Raw genomic sequence first — 24,737 nt, forward strand, 5'->3', positions numbered from 1 at the left:
CCAACAATGAAATATTTAACAGGCATGGCGCTGTTCGCGCTGTTTGGACTCTCGGGCATGGCGTTTGCGGAAGAAGTGGCGGCACCGGCCGTGCAAGCCACCGTTAACAAAGGCGATACCGCCTGGATGATAGTTGCAACCGTACTGGTTGCTTTAATGGTAATACCTGGCTTGGCCTTGTTCTACGGTGGTATGGTGCGAGCCAAAAACATGCTGTCTATCTTGATGCAAGTCTTTGTTATCTTCTCGTTGACGGCGATTATGTGGGCGACGTTCGGCTACAGCGTCGCGTTTACCGAGGGTAACGCCTTCTTCGGCGGTTTCAGCAAGGCATTTTTGAAGGGTATTACCCCGGATTCGATGGCGGCCACTTTCAGCAAAGGGGCTTATGTACCTGAATTTATTTATGTAGCGTTCCAGCTGACTTTCTCGGCCATCACGCCCGCGTTGATCATCGGCGCATTTGCCGAGCGGGTTAAATTTTCAGCGGTGCTGTTGTTTACCGTGATCTGGTTTAGCTTTTGCTACTTACCGATGGCGCATATGGTTTGGTACTGGGCAGGCCCCGATGCGTATACCGATGCCGCTGCAGCTGAAACAGCAGGCGCGACTGCGGGCTTTTTATTCCAAAAAGGCGCCTTGGATTTTGCCGGCGGCACCGTGGTACATATCAACGCCGGTATCGCCGGCTTGGTCGGTTGTTTAATGATAGGCAAGCGTATTGGTTATGGTAAAGAATTTATCGCGCCGCACAGCGTGACGATGAACATGATAGGCGCATCCTTGTTATGGATAGGCTGGTTTGGCTTTAATGCAGGTTCCAACCTGGAAGCCAACGGTCTGGCGGCATTGGTTTTCGTCAACACATTGTTGGCGGCAGCGGCGGCAACTCTGGCCTGGATGGGTGCGGAATGGGCTGTGCGTGGTAAACCTAGCATGTTGGGCGCTACCTCAGGCGCGGTTGCCGGTTTAGTTGCGATTACGCCTGCTTGCGGCTGGTCAGGGCCGATGGGTGCTATCGGTTTGGGCTTGGTGGTCGGCGCAGTATGCTTCTGGTCGGTAACCTTTTTGAAACACGCGATGAGTTATGACGACTCGCTGGATGCGTTTGGTGTGCACGGGGTGGGCGGTATTATCGGCGCCTTGGGTACTGCTGTGGTTGCCAGCCCTGATTTGGGTGGTACCGGCGTCTGGGACTACGTCACCAACGCAACCTTGCCTGACTACAGTGTGCTTACCCAGCTTGCCAGCCAAGCTTGGGGTGTAGGCATCGCCATCGTTTGGTCCGGCGTGGTGTCCTTCATTGCCTTCAAAATTGCCGATGTGGCTCTTGGTCTGCGGGTTAGCGAAGCGACCGAACGCGAAGGTCTGGATGTCACCGAGCATGGCGAAACCGCTTATCACGTTTAGGGTTGAAAGCTGCGGTTAACGCGAAAAGAAACGGGTGGTCGGCGATGGCTGCCCGTTTTTGTTATCATGAAGCACTACTTTGGTGCTTTTGCTCGGGTAAATTGTAGGTTCTACCGGAATTATTTATTATGGTGGCAACAGTGACGAAACAGCTTTTTAATCATTCGAATTTGGGGATAGCATGAAATTAATTACAGCGATTATCAAACCATTCAAGCTGGACGACGTCAGGGAAGCCTTGTCCGAGATCGGGGTGGCTGGTGTAACGGCGACCGAAGTAAAAGGCTTTGGCAGGCAAAAAGGCCATACCGAGTTATATCGCGGCGCTGAGTACGTGGTGGATTTTCTGCCTAAGGTCAAGCTGGAAATTGCAGTTGCGGAACACGTTGTCGACCAAGCCGTGGAAACCATCGTCAAAGCCGCAAACACCGGCAAAATTGGCGACGGTAAAATTTTTGTGACCAACCTGGAACAGATTATCCGTATCAGAACCGGCGAGACCGGAGAAGACGCTATCTAAGTCTTCAACAAAAAACAAAAAGCAGTAGAACATCAAAAATCGCCCTGGTCTGCGCGAAATTCGCAGACCAGGGCGATTTTGTTGTTTATAGACAGCTTAAAAATAACAACACACATCATCTAGTGAAAGACAATGACAACAATAAAAAGAACGCTGATGCTAATGGCATACAGCTTGATGTTGCCGCAGCAGGCTTGGGCCGAAGGCATTAACCAAGCCAACACCGCTTGGGTTTTAACCTCCACCGCGCTGGTTTTATTCATGACCATTCCTGGCCTGTCGCTGTTTTATGGCGGTTTGGTCAGAAGCAAGAACGTGCTGTCGGTATTGATGCAATGTTTTGCGATTACCTGTCTGGTATCACTACTGTGGCTGGCCGGTGTATACAGCTTCGTATTTGCCGATGGCGGCAGTTGGCAGCCGTTTTTGGGGAGCGGCAGCAAGATCTTTCTGCCGGACATGAACACGCAAACTTTGATCGGCGATATTCCGGAAACCGTGTTTTTCATGTTTCAAATGACTTTTGCGATTATTACCCCGGCCTTGATCGTTGGCGCGTTTGCCGAACGGATGAAGTTTTCAGCCATGCTGTGGTTTAGCGGACTTTGGCTGATTGTGGTGTATATGCCGATTTGCCATTGGATATGGGGCAACGGCTGGCTGGCGGCGATGGGTGCGAAGGACTTCGCCGGCGGGATTGTGATTCACGTCAACGCCGGAGTGGCATCTCTGGTGGCGGCATTAGTGTTGGGGCGCCGTAAAGGCTTTCCCACGGTGGCGATGCCGCCGCATAATATGACCATGGTGGTTACGGGTGCCGGGATGCTCTGGTTCGGCTGGTTCGGCTTCAACGGTGGTAGCGCGTTAAAAGCCGACGGCAGTGCAGGGATGGCGATTGCCGTGACTCATATCGCCGCGGCCGCCGGTGCTTTAACCTGGATGACCATTGAATGGCTGCGTTTTAGTAAGCCCAGTGTTTTAGGTATCGTCACCGGGATGGTCGCCGGCTTGGGCACCATTACGCCGGCCTCTGGATTTGTCGGGCCCATGGGTGGTTTGGTTATTGGTATTGTGGCTGGCGCCGTGTGTTTTTACGCCACGCAATTCGTCAAACGCCGTTTGAAAATCGACGATTCCTTGGACGTGTTTCCGGTACATGGCGTCGGCGGCTGCGTCGGTTCGATTTTAACCGGCGTGTTTGCTGCTGAAAGTTTCGGCGGCTTGGGATTGAACGGCGTGACTATTGCCCAGCAAGTCGGCGTGCAAACGCTTGCGGTTTTAGTGACGGCGGCCTGGAGCGCTTTGTTCAGCTACGTTTTATTGAAACTCATCGGCGTGTTCATCGGTTTGCGCGTCAGCGAAGACGAAGAGCAGCAAGGTCTGGATATTGTGTTGCACGAAGAAACCGGCTACCACAATCTGTAAACATTAGCGCTTAAACTACAGGCTTCTCTTTGCGGGCAGGGCGGATGGCCGTGTTGCCCGCATCCCTATAAAATCAGGAAAATCATGCCCATTACTCTCGAAGCTTTAGAAACCATCGTTCGCGCCGCCGGCGATGTGGCGATGCAATATTTCAACGACTTAGATTCTCTGGCGATCAACAAAAAAAGTGCGCGCGACTTGGTCACCGATGCCGATGTTGCGGTGGAAAATTATCTGAAACAAGCTCTCGGCGAGCAGTGTCCCGAGTACGGTTTTTGGGGCGAGGAAAGCGGTCAAACCGCCAATCAAACCAGCCGCTGGATCGTTGATCCGATTGACGGTACCCATTCATTCTCGAAAGGCCAGTATTTTTGGGGCATTAGTGTAGCCTTGGAAATTGACGGCGAATTGAGAATGGGCGCGGTTTACGGCCCGGCCTTGGACGATTATTACTGCGCGGAAAAAGGTAAGGGCGCTTGGAAAAACGGCAAACCTATCAGGGTTTCGGATGAAACCAGTTTGGCCAGCAGCATGGTATCCACCGGTTTCGCGTGCCTGCGTCAGTATTTGGAGGACAACAACCTGCCGCGATTTAATCGTATCGCACAAGCCACTACCGGTCAGCGGCGCCTGGGTTCCGCCGCGCTGGATTTATGCACGGTTGCGGATGGCCAGGTCGATGCCTTTTGGGAGCAGGAGTTGAATCTTTACGACATCGCGGCGGGTGTGTTGATCGCCAAAGAGGCGGGCGCGACGGTCACCGATTTTAAAGGTAATCCCGGCGTGTTTCCCAAGCAGGTTTTTGTAACAAACGGCAAGATTCTCGATCAGTTGCTGCCGTTGATGTAAGCGTTTTTCATCAACATCTCGCAACGCTTGGCAATATCGATAGCTTGCTGGGCGGGCGAGAAATCGGCGTACTTTTCCGCAAACTGCTGGGCGGCCTGCGTGTGTTTCGAATGACGCAATAACTCAGTCAGGGCTGCCTTGTAGTTAGGGTTTTTGCTTTCCGCCGTGATGTAAGTGCCCGCGCCCAGAGCGGCGAGGTTTTGAGCGCTGATCAGTTGTTCGAGCTGAAAAGGCAATGCCAGCAAGGGTTTGCCAGACAGTAAAAATGCCGACAATGTCGCCATACCGCCATGGCAAATAGCCAAATCGCATTGTTTGGCAGCAGTCGAGATGATTACCGGTTGCGGAGTAATGTGTAGATTGGCGCTGCTGTTTTTTTCTATAAATACGGGTGTTGTGCCGGGTATGTGCGCCAATATCGACCAAGGTGACGCGCGCAACTGTTTTAGCAACACTTCCAGGCTGGGATATTCCGGGTGCAAATAGACGAATATTTTTTCGGCTCCGACGCTCGGCCAGATCGGCTCCATGCCGTCCGTCTGCAAAATGGTGGGTCCCCAATAATTTGCGTTACGGTATTGCCGATAATGGTCCAGCTCCGGAAACGTGCAGATAAAATCTTCCGTAAACTCTAACAAGTCCGCCAAAATCCTTAATGGTAGTGTATTCAAACGCTCTAAAACCGAGTTAGTCGTGTTTAACACTTGGCTTTCGATAATGTTTAAGGCCTTATCGCTAACGCGCAACCAGGGGCGAATATTGGGCATCGGACTGATGCGCGGCGGCGAAAAAAAGCCGGTGCCGAACCCCGCTCGAGGCGTGTCAAATTTGCGGGCAGCCAGTAACGCGGTCGGTGCGTGGTCGCATACGATCAAGTCAGGACTTACATGGCGATAAAGGGATTGCCAGGCTTTTGCTCGGGTTAGCAGAGCAGTTTCATCGGTAAAGCCGGCGTTTTGTAGAATTCCCGGATAACTGGAGGCTGGCGCTTGCGGACGACTGTCAGGCCAGCGTATCGGGGCTTGTAGGTAACAAAAATGATCGGCAGCTAACCAAGTGTCGGCGTATTCCAAATCTTTAAGCGCGAATATAACCTCGTGCCCGAGACTTTTAAGTTGTCGGGCTATGGGCAGAAATGCGGCAGTGTGACCGTAGCCGGCCCCTAATTCCCAGCAATACAGGACTCTAGCCATGGCAGTGGATTTGCTTTACAAAAGGTTGAAGTTGGAGTTTGTCTACAGCGTTTAGCAATAACTTTTGTTGAAACAACTGGTTTAAGAATTTATGCGCTAGCATTTATCTATGTTCATGATGGTAGTCAATAATAGAATTCAGACTGTTTGCTAATGATTTGGAATCATCGATAGTATTCAGTGCCATAATTAGCATACAAGGTTTTTATTCTTTAATTACGCTGTATCTAACCTGCTAAATTCTCATGATCCTACCTATATTACATTCAGAAAAATTATCAGGTTTATGCGGACTAACGGCAATGCCGCCAATGTCTTCGCGCCAGTGCTTAAACCGGGCAATTCGACCCCTTGCATTCAGTTCCAAGGAAGTATTGCTGGTAGCAGCGGCCGCTTTATCTTTCGCACCATTTTCAGTACAAGCCTGGACTCTGGATTTTTCTTCCAGGTCCTATAACTTTAACGAAGCGGATGGTGTTGTCCAGGCTAACGTTAGTCTGGCTAGCAGCTCCGGCGATTATGGCGGCTGCACCATAAGCGGCGATGTCGTCGCTGCCGGCGGCAGTGCAACCGCAGGCAGTGACTACAATATTTCGAGCGGCACCTTTTCTTTCAGCGTTCCCTTTTTGTTTGGCGGGTCTCATACCGATAGTGCGCCGGTATCCATCAATATTATCGATGATGCATTGGTAGAAAGTACTGAAACTGTGACCTTATCTCTTCAGAATGTAACGCCAAGCTGTACCGGTGATTCGGTGTCGGCGGGCGCGTCAGCAGTCGCCAGCATCGCGGACAACGACGTCGCTCCGCCCCCCACCACGCCAACGACGCCCACTACGCCCACTACGCCAATAACCTCGACGCCCAACTTAACCGCCGATCCGACCTTTACCCCTAATCAGCAAGCAATTTACGAAGGTTTAACCAGTGCTTGCTCGGGAGCTGGCGGCGATTTATTGGCCCGCTGCAATGAAATAAACAACGCCGACCTGAATGCGGTGATTCCGGATGCGGTGGCGGCGCAAGGTGCGGCCGCCGTGGATTTTGGTTACAAGCAATTTTCCGTGGTGCATGGCCGCATCGTTAATCTGCGCAACTCCCAACAGCAAAGCGCCTCCTTATTGGGTTATTCCACCATTAATGTCAATGGCGAAACCATACCGGTCGGCAAGGCGTTGATGACAGCATTAGGCCCGGCTCGGGGCGGGGCGGCTGGGGATGATCCAAACGAACAGCCGTTTCGCGATAGCCCGTTAGGTTTCTTTCTGAAAGGTCAATTCAACGTCGGCGAAAAAGCCAATACCGGCAGCGAACGGGGCTTCAAAGCCGACAGAAAGGCGGTTACCTTCGGTCTGGATTACAGTTTTATGGATGAATTGGTGTTGGGTGCGGCCTTCGGTTACGGCTCTACCGATACCAATTACAATTTAAACAGCGGGAGTATGTCGACCGATGCGTACGAGTTTTCGTCGTATGGCAGTTATTTCCTGCCGCAGTCATTTTATATCGACTGGATTATGAGTTATGCGCTGCATTCCTTCGATATCAATCGGCGCATCCAATATACCGGATTCGATAATACGGCTACCAGTAGCGCTAATGGCGACCAGTACGGCTTTAGTTTGGGGTTTGGTAAAGACTTTGCGCTGCAAAGTTTTGTGATTAATCCCTATGTAAGGCTGGATTACAGCAAAACCGAAGTGGATAGCTATCAGGAAAGCGGCGGTGGAGGTTTAGCCATGGAGTTTGCCGGCCAATCTATCGATTCGGCGACATCGACTATCGGCGGTCAAGCCAGTAACGCGATCAGCACCTCTTGGGGTGTGTTGTCGCCCGGCGTGCGCTTCGAATGGGTGCATCAATATCTGGACGAAAGCCGTTTGATTCAGGCGCGCTTTAGTCAGGCGGCTGCCGGTGCCGGAAGATTCAGCGTAAAAACCGATACGCCGGATCGCGACTATTTCAATATCGGTACGTCGTTGGCATTGAGCTTGCCGGAAGGTCGGGCGGGCTTTTTGCGATACGAATACCGCTTAGGGCAGGCCTATATTACCGATCACACTATCGAGTTGGGAGCGAGAATTCCGTTTTAAGGAATATAGTGAATGCTTTGGGGAAGTGACCGCTGCGGGACATCCCGCAGCGGTTGTCTTTAATTCAGACTTATTTGGCTGCGGCTAATTCCGCGCGCATGTCGTCGATGACTTTTTTATAATCCGGTTTACCGAAAATAGCGGAGCCCGCTACGAAGGTGTCCGCGCCGGCTTCCTTGATTTCACGAATATTAGCCACGTTTACGCCGCCGTCGATTTCCAGGCGGATATCCAAACCGCTGTCGTCGATAATTTTTCTGGCTTGGTGCAATTTATCCAACGCGGATGGAATGAAAGATTGACCACCGAATCCGGGGTTGACCGACATCAGCAAAATCATATCGACTTTGTCGAGCACGTGCTCCAGGTAATGCAACGGGGTGCCTGGGTTGAATACCAGACCGGATTTGCAACCCAAGTCTCTGATCATTTGCAGTGAACGATCAATGTGTCTGGATGCTTCCGGGTGGAAAGTAATGTAGCTGGCGCCGGCTTTAGCGAAATCCGGGATGATGCGGTCTACCGGTTCCACCATCAAATGGACGTCGATTGGGGCGGTAACGCCATGCTTGCGTAGCGCTTCGCAAACCAAGGGACCGATAGTCAGATTGGGCACAAAATGGTTGTCCATCACATCGAAATGCACAATGTCTGCGCCCGCATTTAAGACATTAACAACTTCTTCGCCCAAGCGTGCGAAGTCTGCGGAGAGTATGGAAGGTGCAATCAGATTGTCAGCCATCTTTTGATCCTTTTGGTGAGGTTAAAAAACCGGCATTATAACTTTTTTCCGGCGTTTGGCTAAAACAGTGGATTGATTGCACACTTTAGGGCTGCCGGCGCTTGTTTCAAGCCGACACCACCGGCTCAAGATTTTTGTTAAGAGCGTAGTCGGTCAGAAACTTTTCGAATTCCGCTATCGGTAGCGGTTTGCTGACCAGATAACCTTGGTAAAGATCGCATTGCCGGCTTTTCAGAAAAGCCAGTTGCTCGGCGGTTTCCACGCCTTCCGCTACCACGCGCATGCGTAGCGTCTTAGCCATGGCGATAATCGTCGCGGTGATTTCCATATCGTCAGTGTGTTTGGGGATGTCTTCAATAAAACTTTTATCGATCTTTAAGACATCCAGCGGAAATAGTTTCAAATAAGCCAGCGACGAATAACCGGTGCCGAAATCATCAATGGCCAGATGCACACCCAAGCCGTGCAGCTTGTGTAAAATTTCGATGGCTTCTTTTTCCCGTTTCATCAACGCGCTTTCAGTGAGTTCGAGTTCCAGGCACTCGGCCGGAAAACCGGTCTCTGCCAAAATCCTGGCGACCACTTCGCTAATATCACTATGCAAAAACTGTTGCGGCGATAGGTTAACCGCCAGACGCAAGGCTGGAAAACCGGCTTGCCGCCAGCGCTGGCCGTGGTGACAGGTTTCTCTCAACACCCAATTGCCGATACTGGTAATCAGACCGGTTTCCTCGGCAATCGGGATGAAGCGTAGCGGCGGTATCAGTTCGCCGCTGGCAGTCTGCCAGCGGACCAAGGCTTCGGCGCCTATAATCGCGCCATTCTCGATGCAAATTTGCGGTTGGAAAAACACCCGCAATTCGCCTTGCTCGATAGCTTGGCGCAGGCGGATTTCTATATCGATACGTTCGCGCGCGGCGCGGGTCAAATCTTCCGAGAAATATTTGAAGCGGTTCCTGCCCTCATTTTTGGCTTGATACAAGGCCGTATCGGCTTGTTGGATCAACTCGTCCGGCGAAGCGCCGTGTTCGGGAAACATGGCGATGCCGACGCTGACGCCGATGCGTACTTCATGGCCGCTGGGTAGTTGCCAGGTTTGGTTCAAGGCATTGATGATTTGCGTGGCCACATGAGCGACGGTCTCAGGTTGGTTGACTTCCTCCAGCAACACCACGAATTCGTCGCCGCCGAGCCGGCAAATGGTGTCGCTAGTACGCAGCCGGGTAGTCAGGCGTTCGGCGACCATTTGCAGCAAATCGTCGCCGGCCAAATGGCCGAAGCTATCGTTAACGTCCTTGAAGCGGTCCAAGTCCAGCATCAACACCGCCATCTTGTTGGCCTGGCGGCGGGCTTTTTCGATGTTGTGTTGCAGGCGCGACAGGAACAGCATGCGGTTGGGCAATTTGGTCAGCGGGTCGTGGTGGGCCAGGAATTCCAGTTCCATTTCCGAAGCCTTCAGCTTGGAAATGTCGGCAAACACACCCACGTAGTGGCTGATCTCGCCTTTGCCGTCGCGCACGGTGCTGATGCTCAACAATTCAGGATACACCTCGCCGGACTTGCGGCGATTCCAGATTTCGCCTTGCCAATGATCCGTAGTGGCAATATTGGCCCACATTTCCCGGTAAAAATCGGCGTTGTGGCGGCCGGAACTTAAGATGCTGGGGCTATGACCGATCACATCCCGATTATCGTAACCGGTGATGTTGCTAAAGGCCTTGTTGACCATCGTGATTCGGCGTTGGGCATCGGTAATCATCACGCCCTCTCGGGTGCTTTCGAATACGGCGGCGGCTTGTCCCAAGCGCTCTTCGTTGGCTTTGATGTCGGAAATATCGGTAATGGTGCCGACGTAACCGCACAATCCGCCCGTTTCGTCCAATTCCGGTTCGGCGCGCCCCACCACCCAGCGCACACTGCCGTCCGCCAGTTGAAAACGGTATTGCATATTGAAGGGCTGCAAGGCGGATACGCATCGCTGCCATTCGGCAATTACCGATTCGCGGTCTTCGGCAAGCAAACCGGCTATCCAGCCGTCACCGTGCGAATCGATAAAATGCAAGCCGGTGATTTCGCACCAGCGATGGTTGACGTAATCGCACTCACCTTTTTCGTTGGTGCGAAAAATGCCGACCGGGGCAATCTTCGATAGCGTATGAAAAAGTAGCTCGCTTTCCTGCAACGCGATTTCCGCTTGCTTACGGGCCGTGATGTCGCGCAGTCCGATGACATAGGCCGGCGCGCCTTCCCATTCCAGCGGCGTGGAGCGCAGTTCGGCCCAGGCTATGCCGCTGGGGCGAATCAGGTTGATGTCTTGAAATTGAATTTTGTCGGCGGAAATCGGAATTGCCAGGGAATGGCCGATCAGGCTGCCGCGTTCCAGCAATTGTTCTGCTGCTTGATTGGCATAAATAACGCTGCCTTGCGGGTCGACCACCATTACGCCGTCGGTAATGGTGTCCAGGATCAGATTGAGTTGTTTGAGTGTTTGTGGCATTTAGTGGTTACGAACGGGCATCAAACGATCACTGTCTGCACACCTGTACCAACATTTTGGGTAGTGATGGCCGCCATCACCGACGACATTCGCGAAAGATCGCCTAGCAGTTTCAACACCGGTTCCGGCAGGTCGCGCACCAGCATCGGCGTAGCAAAGATTTCTTTTTCCAGCGCCTTTTCCGGCATGCCCAATACTTCGACCACGTCGAATACCCAATGGCCGGGCTCGTATATGCCGGCCAGCACCGCGCTGATTTGCTCCACCAGCCTGCGGGTTTCCGGATTCAGCGACACCACGTATAAGGTCAAAACCAGCTTATGGTGGTTGGCCCGGCGTTCTTCGTGAACTTTGGCGATATGCACCACTTGGGCGATATTGCGGATTTGCGATGCCGACAAGGGTTTGCTGGCCAGTTCGAATTGCAAGCCTTCTTCATGGGCGTCTTTCAGTTGGTCCATAAATTCGGCGGCAAAGGCCGTGACGATATAGACATTCAGGCTGGTGTCCAACGCCTTCAGGCGGCGTAAGGTCTCCACGCCGTCTATGCCGGGCATGCGTAAGTCCAGAAATATCAGATCGGGACGATCGGCTTCCACCATGGCGATACCTTGTAGACCGTTCTCGGCTTCGCGCACACGATAGCCTTCTTCTTCCAGAATCAGCTTGAAGGCGCCGCGTACCGCCGGGTCGTCGTCAATCACCAGAATGTTGTTTACCATCGCCTGTGTCTCTATTCGTTAACAAATACTAAAAGTGGGGGAATTTTAACCGGATGCGGCAACCTTCGCCAATGCGGCTTTCCACGGCTATCGAGCCATCGGCATCTTGAATCAAGCGGCGGGTGACGGATAAACCCAGGCCGGTGCCTTGGCCGGGCGGTTTGGTGGTAAAGAAAGGGTCGAACATGCGGCCTTGTACTTCGTCGGGGATGCCGGGACCATTGTCTTTTATATTCAACTCTAGCATTTTTTCCGCACAACGGACGCTGATTTCTATTTCGGGTTGGGCAATACCGCTTAGCGCATCGCGGGCGTTGATCAATAGATTGATCAGAATCTGTTGCATGCTTTCCGCCGTGCAGGCGAGTTTGGGCAAGTTTTCCGGTATCTCGGTACGGACTTGGATAGCGGTTTTGCGCAATTCGCCTTCCAGCAACAACAAGGTTTGGCCTAAAACTTCCTCTAGCGAGCAACTGCCGGTTGGCGTGGTCTTTTGATGCATGAACACCAGCATATTCGACACAATGTTTTTGATGCGTTGAATTTGCTGCAAGGCTTGCGCCAGTATTTGCTTGGATTTGGCATCTTCCGTGCGGTCCGAGACAAATTCCACGAAGTTCATCACGCCCATCAGCGGATTGTTGATCTCATGGGCCACGCCGCCGACCAGCGTGCCCAGTGCCGACAGCTTTTCCATTTGCAGCATATGATCCTGGTTTTCTTGTAATTGTTTGTAAGCTTGGCGGGTTTGTTCCAGCAAGCGGGCGTTTTCCAACGAAATGGCCGCTTGGGCGGTCAACAGCTCGGTCATGCTGATTTTTTCCGGGGTGAATACGCCTTCGGATAGCCGGTTTTCCAGGTAAAGCAAGCCGATTAATTCGCTTTGCTTGATCACCGGCAAACACAATACCGAGCGTAAGCCAAACGCCACAACCTCGGGCGCATTTTGAAACTCGCCGTCGCTGCAGGCGTCGCTCAGCACGACTTTTTCGTGGGTACGTTGCACGTAATTGACGATGGCGTGGCAGATGCCGCGCACCTTGTTCAAGCTGTAATAGTGTTTGTGTATGGTGCGCTTTTTGCCGACGTGCTGCTCGGCGGCCACCAATAATTCGTCTTGTTGTTTGATCAACAGATAACCGTGCTGGGCGGCAGAGCTTTCCAAGACCACGGCCATGATTTTTTGCATCAATTGTGTCAGATCGATTTCTGCCGATAACGCCAGCGCCGATTTCATCAGATAGCTGATGTCCAGACTAGGTAAGGTGGTGGGAGCGGGCTGAGGTTTGGCTATTCTGGCGCCGGTCTCCGGACTGACGTATTGATGACGTTCCTGCAGCTGGTTGCTTTTCGCATCGGCACGGCATAAGCGGTAGTGGCGGCGCGCTTCGCCGTAATACAGTTCCGCGTCGCCCAAGCGGTGCTTCAGCAACAGATCTGCCAGCGTTTCGTATATATGGCCGGTCAGCAGGCCATAGTTCTGCGCCAGTGACAAGGCAATGGCATCCATGTACAGATTGCGCGCTTCGCGGTATTGGCCCTGCTGTCTGGCAAGCTCGGCATGGACAAACATTAGGTAGGGTTTCAGCAAGGGACCAAGTTGCCCCCACACTTCCAGTTGCGCAAGCAAGGGCGCAATTTCGGCATCGATTCGCGCCGCATCCATTTCCGAGCGCAGCAAGTTCAAGATCCGAAAGGCGTACCAAAGACGTTTCAAAACATTGTCGGTTAAGCCGTGCAAATAGTTTTCCACGGCTTTCAGCGATACTGCCGCCGCACCATAGTCGCCCAGGTAATATTGGGCAAAACCCAGTAATGCGAAGTAACTGCCGGTAGCTGCCACATAGTTATTGGCCTGCCAGTCCGCCAGCGTGGTTTGCATATCGACCGGGCGGTAATCGGGCTTCATCGGTAATACCCAGCCGGCCAGCACCGCCTGGGCTAGGCCTATTGAAAACGACAACTGGTTTTTGCGGGAAAATTGCAGACATTCATCGGCGGCTTCCTCGACCCAGCGCAGGTTTTTACCCTGGGCCAATAGATTCCACATCAGCGGGCCGTAGGACAGGCCGGCGTTGTAGAGATCGCCGCAGTTCTTGCCGGACTGAATGGCCTTGTGCGCGTAATCGACAATATCGGCCGGGTGGCTGCGCGAGTGCATATTGCACCAGACGATGCCGTTCATGCCGCGGGTGGCGCCAAAGGTGTTGGGGTATTTGGCGCACAAATCGTGCGCTAAATCCTGATAGAGAAACGCTTGCGCGAATTTGCCCTGTTCGCCCAGATTGAGGCCCATGATGGAAAACGAATAAATCACCGACTCGTCCATGCCGCCTTCCAGGCAGTGCAGGGTGGATTGGGCGGCGGATAAATACAGCTGCGGGACCAGACCGCACATGTACAAATCCGGAATCAACTCGCTATAAAAAGCCAGCTCGATTTTGCTTTGCCGCTGCTCGGTAAACGGCATGTTCAGGATTTTTTGCCAGACATCGTCTTGCTGCTCAATGATCAGCATCAGACTTTCCATGCGTTGCCGGGCTTGTTCGGGATCGTCGGGAATGGATTTGTTGAAATACGCCAAGCCACGGTTGGCCGTGGCGATAGCTTGCTTAAAGTTGCCGAATGAAGACAGTGACGTAGTCTGATCGGCCAACGCCTCGGCCTTATCCAGGTCGCTGACCGCATGCTCGATCAGCCGGTTCAGCAAGGCTTCCGAGCTGTCGTAGCGGCCGCACATCAAATCGGTTTTTGCTAAGCGCTGATAAATCCGAAACGTCAGCGCGTAGGCCGTTTCCCAACAATCTGGCGGTAGATAATTATGGGCTTTCAGGAAAAATTCGTTGGCGGCATCCCCGGCCAAAGCATCCAGGGCTTTATTGCCGGCATTGAAGTTGATATTTACCAGCCAGTAGGCGGTTTCTTCGTCCAGATTATCCGGGCAACCTTGATTGAGATGGGCGGCGATGGTGAATAAATTGTCCAGGCTGACCAGCTCGGCACCCGGTGGCACCGCCGACAGCAAGCGATTGCCGATCCGCCAATGGATGCCGGGGCGCGCCGAGGCGGCAACTTGCTGCAATACCGCTTCCTGTACCCGGTCATGGACAAATTGCAGGTCGGCTTTATTTTCCAGTATCAGGCCCATGCTTAATACCGGTTTTAAGTCCTCGAACAGTCGCTCAATGGGCTTGTCCAGCACCAGCCCGACATCCTCTGCTGTGAAGCGATTACCCATACAGGCGCAATGATAAAGAATATCCAAAGTCCGGCTGGGCAATTTACGCACTTTGGCGCTGAACAGTTCCACCACACTGGCCGGCATTTGCGTGTCGCGGATGCGGTTCATATCCCATTGCCAGTGTTGATTGGCGTCGATGCTGAGTAAACCTTCGTTGTACAACCAGGCCAGACTTTCACTGACAAATAAGGGGTTGCCTTCGGTCAGATGGGCGATAAAGTCGGCCAAATTGGCGGTGGCGTTCAGCGACGAATCCAGAATGTAGGCAACCATTTCGTGGCAATCGGCGTCGCTGAGTTCGGTCAAATGGATCTCGGCCAGTGGGCCGGCGTTTTCTCGCACGCTACGGATCAATTTGGTCAAAGGATGACCACTATCGACCTCGTTATGTCGATATGCGCCCAGAAAAAATAGATAGGGGTGTTCGCGGTGATTGGCGAACAGGTTTTGCAAAAAATCGAAGGTGGCGCTGTCGCACCATTGCAGATCGTCGATGAATAACACCAAGGGATTGTCCTCGCTGGCCAGGCAAGCCAGGAAGCGGCCGAACAAATTGTTGAAACGGTTACGCGCTTCCACCGGCGGCAAGGGCTGTACTTCGGCTTGCGGGCCGATGATGAATTCCAGCTCCGGCACCACATCAATGATCGCTCCACCGGCATTGTCCAGCGCGTCGAGAATTTTTGCGGACCAATCATGCACTTGGGCGTCGCTTTCGGTCAGAAAGGTGCGTATCAAATTGCGCAAGGCCTGGATTAGTGAGCTGTAGGGAATATTTTTTTGGTATTGATCGAACTTGCCGGAGCTGAAATAACCGCGATTTTTCACCAGCGGTTTTTGGAGTTCCTGAATCAGCCGGGTTTTGCCGATGCCGGATAGGCCGGAAATAAGCACCGAACGAAACCGGCCTTGGGTCACCTCGCTGTATTCCTGACGAATGAGCTCGGCTTCGCTTTGGCGGCCGACCATTTTCGAAATGAAAACCACCCGGCGGCTGCGGTCGTGTTGGCCTATGCCAAAATTCGATACGCTGCCGGTGGTTTCGTGTTCTTTTTGGCAGCGCAGCAAATCGGCCAACAAACCTGAAGCACTTTGATAACGTTTTTCCGGTTGCTTCAAAATCAGTTTGGCGATGATTTCGCTCAGGGTGTTGGGGATGCCCGGACTGATGTCGTGGATTTTGATGGCTTCCTCGGCTAGATGCGAGTGAATCAGTTCCAGCGGATCGTCGGAAAAAAACGGCAGTCGGCCCGTCAGCAGTTCGTAAAACACGATACCCAGCGAATATAAATCGGTGGAGAAATCGACCCGGTAGTTGATGCGCCCGGTTTGCTCCGGCGAGGTATAGGCTAGGGTGTTGCGGACAAATTCCGGATCGTAGATAAAGTGACTGACATCGCGGATGTCCAGCGGCGTGATGAAGTCGGTCAGGCGCAAATTCAAGCTGCCGGATTGCACCAGAATATTGTGCGGTTTGATGCCGCCATGGGTAATGCCGGCATCGTGCACCGATTGCAGGGTATCGGCCAAGGAGCAGGCCAATGTAAAAAAATCGCTCAGATTCACCGCTTGTTGTTGAGCGATCCATACATTCAACGGTTGGCCGTTGAACCAAGGCTGGACGATGAATTGATCGCCGTCGTTGGATTCCAAAGCCAAGGGCGTGCAGACGCGCGGGTCGTGCAATACTTTCAGGCGTTCGATTTTTTGCCGCAGATGCCGGGATTGGTCGTCCCAACTGGACAACAATTTCAGGCATTTAACCACCAGCGGGTATTCCGGCACGTGTTTGTGATAGCCCTTATAAACCGTGGCTTGCAGGCTTTCGCCGAGTTTGTCGGTCAGCACATAGCTGTCCAGTTGCGGAGCATTTTGAAGCGGAACGGTTCGGGTGCTTATATCGATCATGCGCTGGCGAGTGGGAAAGTTAAGGCGATTTTCGCGGCAGTTCCGGGGGCGGGCTGTTTTATAATTCTAGTCTTGTTTTGACTCAACAGGATTAGCCATGGCCGCGACAGCCTCCACTATGCTGCCTCTGGGCAGTATCGCCCCGGACTTTTGTTTGCCGGATACCGTGACCGGCCGCGAGTATGCTTTGCAGGACTTGAAAGGCGAACGCGGCACTTTGATTTTGTTTATCTGCAACCACTGCCCGTATGTGTTGCACGTCAAAGAGCAATTGATCGCCATTGCCCGGCAATACGCGGCCTCAGGCATTTCGACGGTGGCGATCAGTGCCAATGACATCGAAAACTATCCGCAGGATGCGCCGGATAAAATGCAGCAGATGATGGCGGACTGGGGGCATCCGTTTGCCGCGTATTTGTACGACGAATCGCAGGCGGTGGCCAAAGCCTACCAGGCAGCCTGCACCCCGGATATTTACCTGTTCGATGCCGATCTGGCTTGTGTTTACCGCGGCCGCCTGGATGGCGCCACGCCGAAGAATGATGTGCCGGTTACCGGCGAGGATTTGCGCAATGCCTTGGATAATTTGCTGGCGGGAAAGCCTGTCGATACGATACAAATTCCCAGCATCGGCTGTAACATCAAGTGGAAACTTGCGGAGTAAATGCCGGTAATCCGCAACCCGTTGTCACTTCGGTAAAAACCGCCGCTCAGGTTTTTGAACTTTTCTGGCGGCGGCTTGCGCAGGAGTGTATTCAGGCTGACAAATCATTGCCCCCAGCCTTCGGCACGGTGCGTTTTTAGCGTGGTACGTCGTCGAATTGCTCAACCAACATATCCAGCTCTTTGCTGAGTGCCGAGACACCGCCGCTGGCCGTACTGGCATGAACCGCATGCTCTGTGGTTTGTCGCGATAAGCTGCCGACGGCTTCTACCGTTCTGGAAATTTCTTCGGAAACAATATGTTGCTGTTCGGCTGCGCTGGCGATCTGCACGATCATGTCGTTAATGATATTGACCGACAGTGTGGTTTGTTGCAGCGATTCGGTGGAGTTTTTTCCGTGTTCCGCGCCGGTTGCCGCCATTTCCCTGACTTTAGCCATTTCCTGTACGGCGTTATTGACGCCGGAACGCAGGCCGTCGATCATTTTGTGGATTTCCTCCGTGGATTTTTGCGTGCGTCCGGCCAAGGTTCTGACTTCGTCGGCCACGACGGCAAATCCCCGGCCTTGTTCGCCGGCGCGCGCTGCTTCGATGGCGGCATTCAGCGCCAACAGGTTAGTTTGCTCGGCAATCCCTTGAATCACATCAAGGACGCCGCCGATTTTCTTGCTGTGATCGGCCACAATTTTAATGACTGTTTCGGCTTGGCCGACCGCGACCACTAAGCGGTCTATCATTTGGATGGTATTGTTGACCCGCGAAAGCGTTTCTTGCGATTGCCGATTGACATCATTGGCGGCTTGAGCGGCGTTGGCGGCGCTGCGGGCGACCTCGCTGACGGTGGCGCTCATTTGGTGTATCGCCGAGGCAATCTGTTCAATTTCCGCCAGCTGTCTATCCATCGCTGCGCTAACTTGGCTGACTGCCTGGTAGCTCGTATCGGCTTTACCTGCCAAGGGTTCTGTGGCTTGAGTTAGACGGCGTATGATGGTTCGGGATTTGGCTTTTAACAGCTTCACCGCCAACAGTAATTGTCCAACTTCGCCGCCATCGGCGGTGTAAATCTGCTGCATCACCGGATTGTCGATCACCCGGCGCGCTTCCGCCGCTGCGTCTTTTAAAGGTTGTAATACAAGCCAAACCCAGGCATAACCGACCGCTAAGGGGCCGGCGAAGATTGCTGTCGCTACGCCAAAACTGCACGTTTCGCTCAGATAAAGGTTGATGGCGGTGATTAATTGAATCACTGCAAAACCGCCGGTCAGTTTGCCGGACAAACCGATGCGGCTCAAAGGCGAATCGATATTTTTGCCGTGGTTCAGCTTTTCGTAGACAGTATTGGCGCGGGCCACGCAGGTCACGTCCGGTTTAACCCGCACCGATTCGTAACCGACAATCTTGCTATTTTCGAAGCGCGGGGTGACAAAAGCATCCACCCAGTAATGGTCGCCGTTTTTACAGCGATTTTTGACAATTCCCATCCATGGCCGGCCGCTCTTCACGGTTTGCCACAAATCGGCGAATGCGGCGGAAGGCATGTCGGGATGGCGAACGATGTTATGGCTCTGGTTTAACAGCTCTGCCTCGCTAAAGCCGCTAGTGTTCAAAAAATCTTGGTTGACATAATTGATCTTGCCGGCGGGATCTGTCCCGGATGTGATGGTAGCCGAAGCTGAGTAAATCAATTCACGTTGGGTAACGGGTAGGTTTTTTCTCATTTTTGTACCGGGTCGGCAGAGATAGAAAGGTAAGTTCCCACGCAAGCGCTGGCTGACTGGTCTGCACCGCTTTTGTCGAGGAAGTATAAAAGGCTTTACGGCGATTGCAAAAGCCGGCCCCTGACTAGCGTGTGTTATGTGCAGGCCGTTTTTATTGTTAGATAGCGGCGATGCACTATGCTTGCAACGGAAAAACCTAAAATGAGGATGGAAATGACAGAATATCAATCACGGCAGTTGCAATTCAGCGGCAGCGGTGGCGAGTATTTCCGGATTTGGATCGTCAATGTCTGCTTGAGTATCGTCACCTTGGGCGTTTACTCAGCCTGGGCCAAAGTCAAACGTAACCAATATTTTTACCGCCACACTACCTTAGCCGGTGCGGGTTTTGACTACCACGGCGATCCCAAGGCGATCTTGAAAGGACGCATCGTCGCTTTTCTGTTGTTTGCTGGTTATACCTTGCTCGGTGAATTCGATCAGCTTGCAGGCTTGGCAATTTTGCTGGTGATCGTATCGGTGATGCCCTGGTTATTGATGCGTTCGCTCCGCTTTAGAATGCATAACACCAGTTACCGAGGCTTACGTTTTGCGTTTCATGGCAACACCGGCGCGGCGTACTTCAATTTTCTGCTATTGCCGGTATTATCGGCGTTGACTCTGGGGTTGCTGTGGCCGCTGGCGCAACAGCGCATGGCTCGTTACACCCGGGAAAACAGCACTTACGGTAATGAGTTTTTTAAATTCTTTGCCGGCATTGGCGCCTACTACCGCATCTATCTGATGACGATATTCATAGGTGTGCTGGTGTTTGCCGGCCTGATGGTCAGCGTTATGTTGCTGGGTAGCAAGGAGCTGATTCCGGTCGAGGCTGAGCAATTAGTGGCGATGAGCGTATTGGTAGCCGCGATAGGCACCTATTTGGCCTTATTTTTACTGGCTTATCCCTATGTCGCGGCGCGTCTGCAGAACTTAGTCTGGAATAGCACGCAATTGGGTCCGCACGGGTTTCAGGCCCAGCTTCAAGCGCGGGAGATGCTGGGTATTATGTTTAGCAACGTCCTGTTGACTTTGCTGACCTTGGGGCTGTACAAGCCGTTTGCTGATATTCGTTTGGCGCGCTATCGCATCGAGCGCGTCGCATTATTACCGCGCGGCAACATAGACGAGTTTGTGGCCGGTTTGCAGACCAATACTTCCGCCGCCGGTGAAGAATTGGCCGAGATGTTTGATTTCGATATTGCCTTGTAAATGTTGCTTACGGCCGTTTACTACGACGGGCGGCAAGCCAGGCCGCACCCTGTTACCCTCTGCTTAGAGGGTGACAAATTATTGTTGCAGGGCAGAGACATTGTCCGCCGCGAAGATTTAGCCAGTCTGAAAATTCCGCCGCCGCTCGGCAGCACGCCGCGCCTGATTTTGTTCGCCGATGGCGGCCGTTGTGAAGTCGCTGATCGGCAAGGCTTTGCCGAGATGTTGCAGGATGCAGGTAGTAGCGCGGTGACGGGTATGGAAAATAGTTGGTGGTATGCGTTGGCGGCGCTGCTGTTAACTCTGAGCCTGCTCGTTGTTGCGTATTTGTTTGGATTGCCTTATGCGGCGCGGGCGGCGGCGGACCAAGTGCCGATTTATTTGCTGGAACGGATGGATACGCAGTTTTTCGCCAGCCTTGATCAAACCTTATTGAAGCCCAGCACACTATCCGACGAACGTCGGCAAACTATTCAGGATGGCTGGCAGCGCTTGGCTTTGCCGTCGGGTGAGGATAGGCCCGCGCATATTGAATTTCGCGCTAGCTCGACATTGGGCGCCAACGCCTTTGCGTTGCCTGGCGGCAGCGTGCTGCTGCTCGACGACTTGGTGAGTTTGGCGAGTAACGACCAAGAGATTTTGGCGGTGCTGGCCCACGAAATGGGCCATGTCCACGAAAAACATGCTTTGCGGCAAATGCTTCAGGCTTCTGTGGTGGGTTTGGCGATGGCTTGGTACATCGGCGATGTCAGCAGTCTGCTGGCCGTCGCGCCGACCGTATTATTACAAACCCGCTATTCGCGCGATTTCGAACGCCGTGCCGACGCTTTTGCCGCAGAACTGTTGCGCGCCAACGCTATTCCGGTCAGTCGGCTGGCCGATATATTGGAAAAACTGGAGGCCGCCCATCAAACCACAGTACCCAAACAACCCGTAGAATCGCTTGAAGCGCTGGATTATTTATCCAGCCATCCCAATACCGAAGAACGGATCAAACGCTTGCGCGGGCTGTAAAATGCTCGGTAGCCGGAGTATTTTGGCTATTCATTTATAGGTATCAGGAGAATAAAACACCATGAAACGTCTTTATGTCCTCGCGCTGGCGGGGCTGCTGGCAGCCGGCGGAACCGGTTGTGCCTATACTGCCAAACCAGACCAGCAGGCGCAAAATCGCAAAGTACACCACGTGGTGATAGTCTGGCTGAAACAGGCGGGTGATGAAAAACTGCGGCAACAATATATTCAAGACAGTGCAGGCTTGGCTAAATTGCCGGGCGTGCTGGCTTACGATGTCGGTACACCGGCGGCGATTAATCGTGGACGAGCGAATGCTGCGTTAGATGAAAGCTATGATGTGGCCGTATCCGGCATTTACGAAAGCCAGCAGGCTTACGAGGCGTTTTTACAGAATCCGGAATATCTGCGCGTGGCGCAACAGGTGCTGCGGCCCTTGGTGGACAAATATAAGATTTACGATTTTATCGAGTAATGACGTTGTGACCAGCCGTTTCCCGGATCTGTAGACAGGAATGGCTGGACAGCATCAGTCTGGCTTTTTCAGCGCCGGCAGCATGTGGCTTAAGGTGTTGTCGCGCTGCACGTAATGATGAAAGAGTACCGCAGAGACGTGTAAGCCAATCAGGTAATAGCCAATCACACCGCCGGTTTCGTGTATTTCTTTGATCGTTTTGGTCAGTTCCTTGTTTTCGGCGATCAGCGCCGGCAACTCCAGGCCAAAGAATGGAATTGTTTTACCTGCCGCGCTTAATGCCAACCAGCCGGCTATCGGCATTCCCAACATCAATCCATAAAGCAATAGATGCACCAGACGTGCCGCCTGCCGTTGCCAGGCCGGCGGTTCCGGCGATATGGCCGGTGTGGGGCTGGCCAGACGGAAACCCAGTCTCGGTAACAGCAGCATTAACACCAATAAACCCAGCATAAAATGCAAGGCTTTCATGGTTTCACGCGGGTCGCTGCCTTTGGGGAACAACTCGCGTAGCTCGATACAGGCATACCCGGCTGCCATCACGATGAATGTCAGCCAGTGCAAGGCAATCGTCATCGTGCAATAGCGTTCGTTTGCATGGTTTTGCATCGTTAATTACTCCTTTTTTCCGAGAAAATGATAATACGCCGAATTTGCAATGAGCCGATTTGCCAAACGATGCCCGCGACTGGATGATTTAAAAACCTAGCGATGGGTTTATTTTTTCAAAGCGGAGGCTTCAGCGGCGCGGCGGGTGATTTCCGCCCAATCGCCGGCATCGACCAGTTCGGACGGTGCCATCCAGGAGCCGCCGACACAGGCCACATTACTTAGCGCCAGATATTCCACCGCGTTTTTCGGATTGACGCCGCCGGTCGGGCAAAAGGTCACTTGCGGCAGCGGGCCGCCGATGGATTTCAGCATCGGGATGCCGCCCGCCGCTTCGGCCGGGAAAAACTTCATCGCGGTAATGCCCTTGTCCATCAAGCGCATTACTTCGCTGGGAGTGATGACGCCAGGCAAAATCGGCACGCCGGAAGCTAGAGCCGCATCCAGCAAGCTGTCGGTGACGCCTGGACTGACGATAAATTCCGCGCCAGCGTCAATCGCGTTTTTCAGGGTTTGGGTATTAATGATGGTGCCGGCACCGACAATCGCGCCCGGTACTTCGGCTTTGATGCGGCGGATAGCGTCCAGTGCTACGGGCGTCCGTAAGGTGATTTCCAATACTTTCAATCCACCTTCCACCAACGCGCGGGCCAAAGGCACGGCTTGTTCCAGTTGATTGATTACCATCACCGGCATTACCGGGGAGGTGGTCATGACTTCTTTTATTGATACGGTCATTTGTTATTTTCCTAATGTGAGGGTGCTTGGAAAACCCACGCCGTGAAGCGTGCGTGTTTGACAAAACGACAACGGTCTCGGGGTAAACCCTAAACCGTATAGGTTGTCGATGCGGTTTTGCCGCCGTGTCCGGTCCAGTCGGTATGAAAAAACTCGCCTCTGGGTCGGTCGGTACGTTCATACGAGTGCGCGCCGAAATAGTCTCTTTGTGCTTGCAGCAGATTGGCCGGCAGTCTTTCGGTACGGTAGCCGTCGAAATAGGCCAAGGCAGACGAGAAGGCCGGCGTCGGAATGCCCAATTGTATGCCCAGTATCACGGCTTGGCGCCAGCCCGCTTCGGCTTGTTTCATGGCATCGACGAAGAAATCGGCCAGCAGCAAGTTTTCCAGATCGGGGTTTTGCTGGTAAGCCTGTTTGATGTCGTTCAGAAATTGGCTACGAATGATACAGCCGCCGCGCCACATCAAGGCAATCTCGCCGTAATTCAGCGCCAGTTTGTATTCCTTGGCGGCTTCGCGCATCAGTCGAAAGCCTTGTGCATAAGAAATGATTTTCGAGGCATACAGGGCTTGGCGGATAGCCTGAATCATCGCCGCTTTGTCGCCGCTAAAGCTGGCGCTGGTTTTCGGCAGGGCTTTGGCTGCGCGGATGCGCTCGTCTTTTTGTGCAGACAGACAACGGGCAAAAACCGACTCGCCGATCAAGGTGAGCGGGATACCTAGGTCCAGCGCATTGATGCCGGTCCATTTGCCGGTGCCTTTTTGGCCGGCGGTATCCAGGATGCTGTTCAGTAAAGGTTGGCCGTTGTCTTCTTTGTACGCCAGGATATTGGCGGTGATTTCGATCAGATACGAGCTTAATTCGCCTTGATTCCACTCAGCAAAAATCGCCTGCATCTCGTCGGTGCTCAAGTTCAAGCCTTCAGCCAGCAATTGATAAGCCTCGCAAATGAGCTGCATGTCGCCGTACTCGATGCCGTTATGCACCATTTTTACATAGTGACCGGCGCCGTTATCGCCGACCCATTCGCAGCAAGGGTCGCCGTCGACATGAGCACTGATGGCTTGAAAAATCGGCTTAACCGCTGGCCAGGCCGCCTTATTGCCGCCGGGCATGATCGATGGGCCGTGCCGGGCGCCTTCTTCGCCGCCGGATACGCCGGTGCCGACGTAGAGCAGGCCTTTTTCCTGCAAATATTGAGTGCGGCGGTTGGTGTCGGTAAACAGCGAATTGCCGCCGTCGATGATGATGTCGCCGGCTGACAGCAAGGGCAGCAAGTCGTCGATATATTGATCCACGACAGTACCCGCTTTGACCATCAACATGACCTTGCGCGGCGACTCCAGGCTATTGACCAGTTGTTCCAGAGAATGCGTACCGATGACTTGGGTGTTTTTAGCCGGGCCGTCGAGAAACTCATCGACTTTGCTGGCGGTGCGGTTATACACCGCCACTTTGAAACCGTGGTCGTTCATGTTCAGAACCAAATTCTGTCCCATGACCGCCAAGCCGATTAAACCGATATTTGCTTTCATGTGCTTGCCTACTGTAAACGTTGTCGTTGTGGGGTGATGACACAATGTTGCTTAATTCTGGTTTCAAGAAAGTCGTCCTTCCGTGGAAGGACGGATTTGGCAAAGTGAAACTAAGACGGCATTGCTTAAAACGT

The 24,737-nt window shown here is 53.0% G+C and carries 18 protein-coding genes; 9 read left to right on the forward strand and 9 right to left on the reverse strand.

From position 1 onward, the window contains the following. Positions 1-6: 6 nt before the first annotated feature. The 4 genes from ACR02O_RS10050 (at position 7) to ACR02O_RS10065 (ending at position 4,204) form a co-directional block, all read left to right on the forward strand. The gene (locus ACR02O_RS10050; RefSeq protein WP_101055169.1) at positions 7-1,410 is read left to right on the forward strand and encodes an ammonium transporter; all 1,404 of its coding nucleotides are present in this window, start codon (positions 7-9) and stop codon (positions 1,408-1,410) included. Positions 1,411-1,591: 181 nt separating this feature from the next. After that, entirely contained in the window at positions 1,592-1,930 is a 339-nt protein-coding gene (locus ACR02O_RS10055; protein ID WP_020485493.1) for a P-II family nitrogen regulator, read from the forward strand. 156 nt (positions 1,931-2,086) lie between these two features. Further along, a complete protein-coding gene (locus ACR02O_RS10060; RefSeq protein ID WP_205454462.1) occupies positions 2,087-3,355 on the forward strand; it encodes an ammonium transporter in 1,269 nt (422 codons plus the stop codon). An 84-nt stretch (positions 3,356-3,439) separates the two neighbouring features. After that, complete coding sequence (locus ACR02O_RS10065) at positions 3,440-4,204, forward strand: inositol monophosphatase family protein (protein ID WP_458137052.1); 765 nt, start codon at positions 3,440-3,442, stop codon at positions 4,202-4,204. Here the strand turns inward: ACR02O_RS10065 and ACR02O_RS10070 are convergent. After that, a complete protein-coding gene (locus ACR02O_RS10070; RefSeq protein WP_494523296.1) occupies positions 4,183-5,397 on the reverse strand; it encodes a glycosyltransferase in 1,215 nt (404 codons plus the stop codon). The two genes, ACR02O_RS10065 and ACR02O_RS10070, sit on opposite strands and share 22 nt — an antisense overlap. A 302-nt stretch (positions 5,398-5,699) precedes the next feature. On the opposite strand from ACR02O_RS10070, the gene ACR02O_RS10075 reads away from it, so the two are divergent. Further along, complete coding sequence (locus ACR02O_RS10075) at positions 5,700-7,490, forward strand: autotransporter domain-containing protein (RefSeq protein ID WP_494523297.1); 1,791 nt, start codon at positions 5,700-5,702, stop codon at positions 7,488-7,490. 70 nt (positions 7,491-7,560) lie between these two features. On the opposite strand, the gene rpe is transcribed toward ACR02O_RS10075, so the two are convergent. The 4 genes from rpe to ACR02O_RS10095 form a co-directional block, all read right to left on the reverse strand. Beyond that, positions 7,561-8,232 carry a ribulose-phosphate 3-epimerase gene (rpe, locus tag ACR02O_RS10080; RefSeq protein WP_415880394.1) on the reverse strand — a complete coding sequence of 224 codons (672 nt, stop codon included), beginning with the start codon at positions 8,230-8,232 and terminating at the stop codon, positions 7,561-7,563. 106 nt (positions 8,233-8,338) lie between these two features. Next, positions 8,339-10,729 carry a sensor domain-containing protein gene (locus ACR02O_RS10085; RefSeq protein WP_415880395.1) on the reverse strand — a complete coding sequence of 797 codons (2,391 nt, stop codon included), beginning with the start codon at positions 10,727-10,729 and terminating at the stop codon, positions 8,339-8,341. A gap of 20 nt (positions 10,730-10,749) precedes the next feature. Next, positions 10,750-11,451 (reverse strand): response regulator, encoded by a 702-nt coding sequence (locus tag ACR02O_RS10090; protein WP_033155367.1) that lies wholly within the window; start codon positions 11,449-11,451, stop codon positions 10,750-10,752. Positions 11,452-11,479: 28 nt separating this feature from the next. Further along, positions 11,480-16,600: an AAA family ATPase gene (locus tag ACR02O_RS10095; protein WP_494523298.1), complete on the reverse strand. Its 5,121-nt coding sequence runs from the start codon at positions 16,598-16,600 to the stop codon at positions 11,480-11,482. A 97-nt stretch (positions 16,601-16,697) separates the two neighbouring features. Between ACR02O_RS10095 and ACR02O_RS10100 the strand changes: the two genes are divergently transcribed. Then, positions 16,698-17,264 (forward strand): thioredoxin family protein, encoded by a 567-nt coding sequence (locus ACR02O_RS10100; protein WP_171695937.1) that lies wholly within the window; start codon positions 16,698-16,700, stop codon positions 17,262-17,264. A gap of 136 nt (positions 17,265-17,400) precedes the next feature. On the opposite strand, the gene ACR02O_RS10105 is transcribed toward ACR02O_RS10100, so the two are convergent. Further along, positions 17,401-18,981 (reverse strand): methyl-accepting chemotaxis protein, encoded by a 1,581-nt coding sequence (locus tag ACR02O_RS10105; protein ID WP_494523299.1) that lies wholly within the window; start codon positions 18,979-18,981, stop codon positions 17,401-17,403. 213 nt (positions 18,982-19,194) lie between these two features. On the opposite strand from ACR02O_RS10105, the gene ACR02O_RS10110 reads away from it, so the two are divergent. From ACR02O_RS10110 to ACR02O_RS10120, 3 genes are all read left to right on the forward strand, one after another. Continuing rightward, on the forward strand, positions 19,195-20,232 hold the full coding sequence (locus tag ACR02O_RS10110) for a YjgN family protein (protein ID WP_494523300.1): 1,038 nt from the start codon (positions 19,195-19,197) through the stop codon (positions 20,230-20,232). Beyond that, positions 20,233-21,246: a M48 family metallopeptidase gene (locus tag ACR02O_RS10115; RefSeq protein ID WP_458137058.1), complete on the forward strand. Its 1,014-nt coding sequence runs from the start codon at positions 20,233-20,235 to the stop codon at positions 21,244-21,246. Positions 21,247-21,307: 61 nt separating this feature from the next. Next, the gene (locus tag ACR02O_RS10120; RefSeq protein ID WP_445368545.1) at positions 21,308-21,721 is read left to right on the forward strand and encodes a Dabb family protein; all 414 of its coding nucleotides are present in this window, start codon (positions 21,308-21,310) and stop codon (positions 21,719-21,721) included. Between the two features lie 54 nt (positions 21,722-21,775). Here the strand turns inward: ACR02O_RS10120 and ACR02O_RS10125 are convergent, their stop codons facing one another. The 3 genes from ACR02O_RS10125 to gnd all read right to left on the reverse strand — a co-directional run bounded on the left by ACR02O_RS10125 (position 21,776) and on the right by gnd (position 24,603). Then, positions 21,776-22,330, reverse strand: a complete 555-nt coding sequence (locus ACR02O_RS10125; RefSeq protein WP_445368546.1) for a cytochrome b — start codon at positions 22,328-22,330, stop codon at positions 21,776-21,778. A gap of 108 nt (positions 22,331-22,438) precedes the next feature. Continuing rightward, the gene (locus tag ACR02O_RS10130) at positions 22,439-23,068 is read right to left on the reverse strand and encodes a bifunctional 4-hydroxy-2-oxoglutarate aldolase/2-dehydro-3-deoxy-phosphogluconate aldolase (RefSeq protein WP_171695930.1); all 630 of its coding nucleotides are present in this window, start codon (positions 23,066-23,068) and stop codon (positions 22,439-22,441) included. A gap of 89 nt (positions 23,069-23,157) precedes the next feature. After that, positions 23,158-24,603 (reverse strand): decarboxylating NADP(+)-dependent phosphogluconate dehydrogenase, encoded by a 1,446-nt coding sequence (gene gnd / locus ACR02O_RS10135; RefSeq protein WP_445368547.1) that lies wholly within the window; start codon positions 24,601-24,603, stop codon positions 23,158-23,160. Positions 24,604-24,737 lie beyond the last annotated feature (134 nt).

It is taken from the genome of Methylomonas sp. PHL2-19, from assembly GCF_059331595.1.

Bases quoted from the DNA above. Each gene is read 5' to 3' on its own strand.
- ACR02O_RS10050 (WP_101055169.1), top strand. From the start codon at position 7: ATGAAATATTTAACAGGCATGGCGCTGTTCGCGCTGTTTGGACTCTCG.
- ACR02O_RS10055 (WP_020485493.1), top strand. From the start codon at position 1,592: ATGAAATTAATTACAGCGATTATCAAACCATTCAAGCTGGACGACGTC.
- ACR02O_RS10060 (WP_205454462.1), top strand. From the start codon at position 2,087: ATGCTAATGGCATACAGCTTGATGTTGCCGCAGCAGGCTTGGGCCGAA.
- ACR02O_RS10065 (WP_458137052.1), top strand. From the start codon at position 3,440: ATGCCCATTACTCTCGAAGCTTTAGAAACCATCGTTCGCGCCGCCGGC.
- ACR02O_RS10070 (WP_494523296.1), bottom strand. From the start codon at position 5,397: ATGGCTAGAGTCCTGTATTGCTGGGAATTAGGGGCCGGCTACGGTCAC.
- ACR02O_RS10075 (WP_494523297.1), top strand. From the start codon at position 5,700: ATGCCGCCAATGTCTTCGCGCCAGTGCTTAAACCGGGCAATTCGACCC.
- rpe (WP_415880394.1), bottom strand. From the start codon at position 8,232: ATGGCTGACAATCTGATTGCACCTTCCATACTCTCCGCAGACTTCGCA.
- ACR02O_RS10085 (WP_415880395.1), bottom strand. From the start codon at position 10,729: ATGCCACAAACACTCAAACAACTCAATCTGATCCTGGACACCATTACC.
- ACR02O_RS10090 (WP_033155367.1), bottom strand. From the start codon at position 11,451: ATGGTAAACAACATTCTGGTGATTGACGACGACCCGGCGGTACGCGGC.
- ACR02O_RS10095 (WP_494523298.1), bottom strand. From the start codon at position 16,600: ATGATCGATATAAGCACCCGAACCGTTCCGCTTCAAAATGCTCCGCAA.
- ACR02O_RS10100 (WP_171695937.1), top strand. From the start codon at position 16,698: ATGGCCGCGACAGCCTCCACTATGCTGCCTCTGGGCAGTATCGCCCCG.
- ACR02O_RS10105 (WP_494523299.1), bottom strand. From the start codon at position 18,981: ATGAGAAAAAACCTACCCGTTACCCAACGTGAATTGATTTACTCAGCT.
- ACR02O_RS10110 (WP_494523300.1), top strand. From the start codon at position 19,195: ATGACAGAATATCAATCACGGCAGTTGCAATTCAGCGGCAGCGGTGGC.
- ACR02O_RS10115 (WP_458137058.1), top strand. From the start codon at position 20,233: ATGTTGCTTACGGCCGTTTACTACGACGGGCGGCAAGCCAGGCCGCAC.
- ACR02O_RS10120 (WP_445368545.1), top strand. From the start codon at position 21,308: ATGAAACGTCTTTATGTCCTCGCGCTGGCGGGGCTGCTGGCAGCCGGC.
- ACR02O_RS10125 (WP_445368546.1), bottom strand. From the start codon at position 22,330: ATGCAAAACCATGCAAACGAACGCTATTGCACGATGACGATTGCCTTG.
- ACR02O_RS10130 (WP_171695930.1), bottom strand. From the start codon at position 23,068: ATGACCGTATCAATAAAAGAAGTCATGACCACCTCCCCGGTAATGCCG.
- gnd (WP_445368547.1), bottom strand. From the start codon at position 24,603: ATGAAAGCAAATATCGGTTTAATCGGCTTGGCGGTCATGGGACAGAAT.